Here is a 4,002-nt window from a genome sequence, read left to right as displayed (position 1 = left end):
GAAGCACGACACCAACGTCGACGCTGGCAGATCATCGTGGAGCCAGACGAGCTTGAGCGACTGCTCGTCGTCGTCACCGCCTATCCGATGACAAGGTGAATCAATGAGATCATCGTACCTCGAAGTGACCTTTCGCCGCGGACGGCCATTGGCGGCCTACCTCTACCTTCCTCGCACGCCGGGCGACAAGAGTGATCATGTCGAACAGGCGGGCGCTGGACTGCTGGTGGACTACACCGCTGACGGCAAGCCGATCGGCATTGAGATCACCGCGCCCGCACAGTTCGATGTCGCGGAACTGAACCAGGTTCTCGTCCATCTGCACGCGCCTGCAGTGACCAATTAGGACATCGCGCCGCTTCGCGCGGCTTGACCGATACGCGTCTCTACGATTCAGCGCGGGCACTCAAGGAGCTGCTCGGTTGGCTACAGGTCTGAGCAGCTTTGCTAACAGACCCCTGACATCTCAATACTGTTTGTGGGTTCGCTTGTGGGTATCGATTCTTAGTTATTCCAATTTTTTAACAAAAATCAATAGTCTATGATCATTAAATGGTGGAGCCGAGGGGGATCGAACCCCTGACCTTCGCATTGCGAACGCGACGCTCTCCCAGCTGAGCTACGGCCCCGAGACAGTCATTTCTTGCGATATCGCCGGCGGTGCTGCGTGGGCGAGCGCAGGATGCGCGCCTCGCGCGGCGACAGGGGTTGAATGTTATCACCGCTGGCGCATGTTGTGTTTTTTGGTGTTATTGCGCGACCGGTTGTTGCTTGGAGCTGCCTGTGCTGGATTCCAAACCACTGCTGTTTCCGTCTGATTTCCCCTCGATTCGGCGACGGCGCCCGCGTACCCTCCAGGTGAATCTCGGTTATCGGTGCAATCAGTCGTGTCTGCACTGTCATGTCGATGCCGGGCCGAAGCGAGTGGAGGAGATGTCGGCGGAGACCCTGGATGCGGTGTTGGCTTATCTTCGTCGTGGGGACGTTGAGCTGCTGGACATCACGGGTGGTGCGCCGGAGCTCAATCAGGTCTTCCGGCCCTTGGTGATCGCTGCCCGCGGGCTCGGTATGCGGGTGATGGATCGGTGCAATCTGACGATCCTTGGCGAGCCTGGGCAGGAGGATCTCGCTGATTTCCTGGCCGAGCAGGAGGTTGAGGTGATTGCCTCATTGCCCTGCTATCTGGAAGAGAATGTCGATGGGCAGCGCGGGACTGGGACCTTTGAGGCTAGTATTCGTGGGCTACGGGAGTTGAATGCGCGCGGTTATGGCAGATCGGGCCGCAGCAGCCCGGACCAGGGCCTGTCCACAGACGGCCAGTCTGGAGTTGGTAAGGCCGATCTTGGTCAGCCCGGTCTTGGTCACCCTGGGCTTGGTCAGCCCGGTCGTGGTCAGCCCGCTCGTGGTCAGCCAGGCGGCGGACGGTCGCTAAGCCTGGTGTACAACCCCATCGGCGCGAACCTCCCGCCCGCGCAATCTGCGCTGGAGGCCGATTACAAGCGCGAGCTCGAGGCCCGTTATGGGGTCTATTTTGATCACCTTCTGACCTTAGCCAATATGCCGATCCGGCGTTTCGGTAGCTGGCTGCAATCGACCCGGCAGTTTGCTGGCTACCTGGCGCTCCTCAAGGACGCGCACCAGGAGTCCAATCTCGATGCCGTGATGTGTCGTGATCTGATTAGCATCGACTGGCAGGGCTATGTCTTCGACTGCGACTTCAATCAGATGCTCGATCTGCCACTTGAGCGGGCGTCAGGGGAGCGGCTGCACATCCGTGACCTGAGCACGCCCGAGATGCTGAGTGGACGCGCGATCCAGGTTGGTGAGCATTGTTACGGCTGCACCGCGGGGCAGGGGAGTAGCTGTGGCGGCGCCCTCGCCTAGCTGCTAGACGCTCGATCAGCATGACGGTTCAGCTCGGTCGAGCCCCCGAGCCTGCTAGCGCGATGTCCCTTGGGTCAGGGGTTCTTCGGACGGTCGCTGGGGCTGAATCAGGGCTGTGCCGGTGCAAGGGTGGCTCGCGACCTTCCAAGCGAGCTCGCCGGGCTAGCGGCTGATCGACGAATGCAATCTCCCTATGCGCGCATCTTGGTCTTTGCAAAGGCCCCGGTGCCGGGTGCCTGTAAGACCCGGCTGATCCCTGCCCTTGGGCCTGAGGGTGCGGCAAGGCTGGCCGAGGCCCTGCTCATCGACACCCTGGACCGGATCGCGACCGCGGATTTGGCTCAGATTGAGCTCTGGTGCGCGCCCGACATCAGCCATCCCCTGTTTCAGGCGCTAGCCGAGCGCCACGGGCTATCGCTTCAGACCCAGTTCGGGGCAGACCTTGGTGAGCGCATGCTGGCAGCGACCGCCGCGGCGCTTGCATCTGCGGAGCCGGTGCTGCTCATCGGGACCGATTGCCCAGACCTCGACGCCGATTATTTGCAGCAGGCGTTGGCCGCGCTGGCACGCCGTCCCGCAGTGCTAGGACCGGCCAATGATGGCGGCTACGTGCTGCTTGGCCTGCGGCGATCAACAGCACCGGTGTTGCCTGCCTTGTTTGCGCCGATGCCTTGGGGCAGCGACCAGGTTGCGGCCATGACCCGCGAGCGCATGCGCGCCGCAGGACTGGAATGGACTGAGCTGCCAACCCTGACGGATATCGACCGTCCAGAGGACTTGACGTCCATTGACCCTGCTTGGCTGGGTTAGGGTAAGACTGGCTTGGGGTCAGGCTGGGTTAGAGTCAGGCTGAGCTAGGGTCAGGCTGGTTTATGCAGGATCAGCTCAAGCACCAGCTTGGAGCCGAAGTAGGCCAGGATCAGGATGCCGAACCCGGTCAGGGTCCAGGAGATGGCCTTGCGGCCACGCCAGCCCCAGAGACGTCGGCCGAGCAGCAGCCCGCCAAACACCAGCCAGGCCACCACCGAGAGCACCGTCTTGTGCACCAGGTGCTGCGCGAACATGTTTTCCAGGAATGCAAAGCCACTCAGCAGTGCCAGCGTGAGCAGGATGAAGCCGATGCCGATCATCTCGAACATCAGGGCTTCCATCGTCATCAGCGGCGGTAGCGCGCGGACGAAGCCACCCGGCTTACGCCCACGAAGGTAGGAGTCCTGAATCCAGAGCAGCACGGCCTGGACGCTGGCGAGCGTTAGCAGGCTGTAGGCCAGCATCGACAGCAATACATGCAGCTTCAGGACCCAGCTCGTCGATTCACCGAGGAACGGTGTGCTTGGATACAACATGTCGAGCAAGACGGTGATTCCAGCCAGTGGCAACACCACGAGGCCGAGGTTCTCGATCGGCTTGGTGAGACTCGACAACAGCAGCGAGGCGACGACCGTCCAAGCTGCCAGCGAGAGCGCATTGAAGAACGCCAGGTTCAGCGCGTCATGGCTGAAGATGACGATGTAGAGCAGCCAGGTGTGCAGCGTCAGCCCAGCGTAGGCGAGCCCCAGGGTCACGCCGCGCAGCTTAGCGGTGTTGGAGTCCGGCTGATGGGTGAACAGGCGCCAGCCAATGAGCGTGGCCGAGCCGAAGTAGGCGATCAGGGTCGCGATCGAGATGACGACGTTGTTCATAGTCTGCGATCATCGCACAAGCAGGATGGCGTGCAAATGTAAGTCAGCGCGGCAACCGCTGCTTTGCGGCGACTCAATTGCACTGCTTTGACGTAGGTTAAGAAACGAGAGGCATCATGTTCGACAATCTTCAGGATCGCTTCGGTGAGGTACTGAAGGGTCTGCGCGGTCAGGCTCGACTCACCGAGGATAATATCAAGGAGACGCTGCGCGAGGTGCGCATGGCGTTGCTCGAGGCCGATGTCGCCTTGCCGGTGGTGCGCGGCTTCATCGAGCGCGTTCGCGAGAAGGCCTTGGGCGCAGAGGTGACCAAGAGCCTCACGCCTGGGCAGGTGCTGATCAAGATCGTCAATGACGAGCTGGTCAGTCTGATGGGCGAGTCCAACGAGGGGCTGGATCTGCGCCAGCAGCCGCCGGCGGTGATCCTGCTCGCCGG

The 4,002-nt window shown here is 61.5% G+C and carries 5 protein-coding genes and 1 tRNA gene; 4 read left to right on the top strand and 2 right to left on the bottom strand.

Annotated elements, in window-relative coordinates; translation table 11 throughout:
• Positions 1-103: 103 nt before the first annotated feature.
• Positions 104-346 carry a DUF2283 domain-containing protein gene (locus tag ACY693_RS16245; RefSeq protein WP_462322855.1) on the top strand — a complete coding sequence of 81 codons (243 nt, stop codon included), beginning with the start codon at positions 104-106 and terminating at the stop codon, positions 344-346.
• Between the two features lie 207 nt (positions 347-553).
• Here the strand turns inward: ACY693_RS16245 and ACY693_RS16240 are convergent.
• Positions 554-629, bottom strand: a tRNA-Ala gene (locus tag ACY693_RS16240).
• Positions 630-783: 154 nt separating this feature from the next.
• On the opposite strand from ACY693_RS16240, the gene ACY693_RS16235 reads away from it, so the two are divergent.
• Positions 784-1,884, top strand: a complete 1,101-nt coding sequence (locus ACY693_RS16235; protein ID WP_462322854.1) for a radical SAM/Cys-rich domain protein — start codon at positions 784-786, stop codon at positions 1,882-1,884.
• A gap of 180 nt (positions 1,885-2,064) precedes the next feature.
• Complete coding sequence (locus ACY693_RS16230; RefSeq protein ID WP_462322853.1) at positions 2,065-2,694, top strand: TIGR04282 family arsenosugar biosynthesis glycosyltransferase; 630 nt, start codon at positions 2,065-2,067, stop codon at positions 2,692-2,694.
• 50 nt (positions 2,695-2,744) lie between these two features.
• Here the strand turns inward: ACY693_RS16230 and ACY693_RS16225 are convergent, their stop codons facing one another.
• A complete protein-coding gene (locus ACY693_RS16225) occupies positions 2,745-3,566 on the bottom strand; it encodes a cytochrome C assembly family protein (protein WP_462322852.1) in 822 nt (273 codons plus the stop codon).
• A 116-nt stretch (positions 3,567-3,682) separates the two neighbouring features.
• Between ACY693_RS16225 and ACY693_RS16220 the strand changes: the two genes are divergently transcribed.
• The coding region (locus ACY693_RS16220; protein WP_462322851.1) for a signal recognition particle receptor subunit alpha at positions 3,683-4,002 on the top strand (320 nt) is incomplete at its 3' end.

It is taken from the genome of Halochromatium sp. (assembly GCF_054919635.1).
The sequence above is the reverse complement of the archived record's forward strand: the minus strand, read 5'-3'. Positions and strand labels throughout refer to the sequence as shown.

Excerpts from the sequence above, each read along its gene's own strand:
- ACY693_RS16225 (WP_462322852.1), bottom strand. The coding sequence starts at position 3,566 with ATGAACAACGTCGTCATCTCGATCGCGACCCTGATCGCCTACTTCGGC.
- ACY693_RS16245 (WP_462322855.1), top strand. The coding sequence starts at position 104 with ATGAGATCATCGTACCTCGAAGTGACCTTTCGCCGCGGACGGCCATTG.
- ACY693_RS16230 (WP_462322853.1), top strand. The coding sequence starts at position 2,065 with ATGCAATCTCCCTATGCGCGCATCTTGGTCTTTGCAAAGGCCCCGGTG.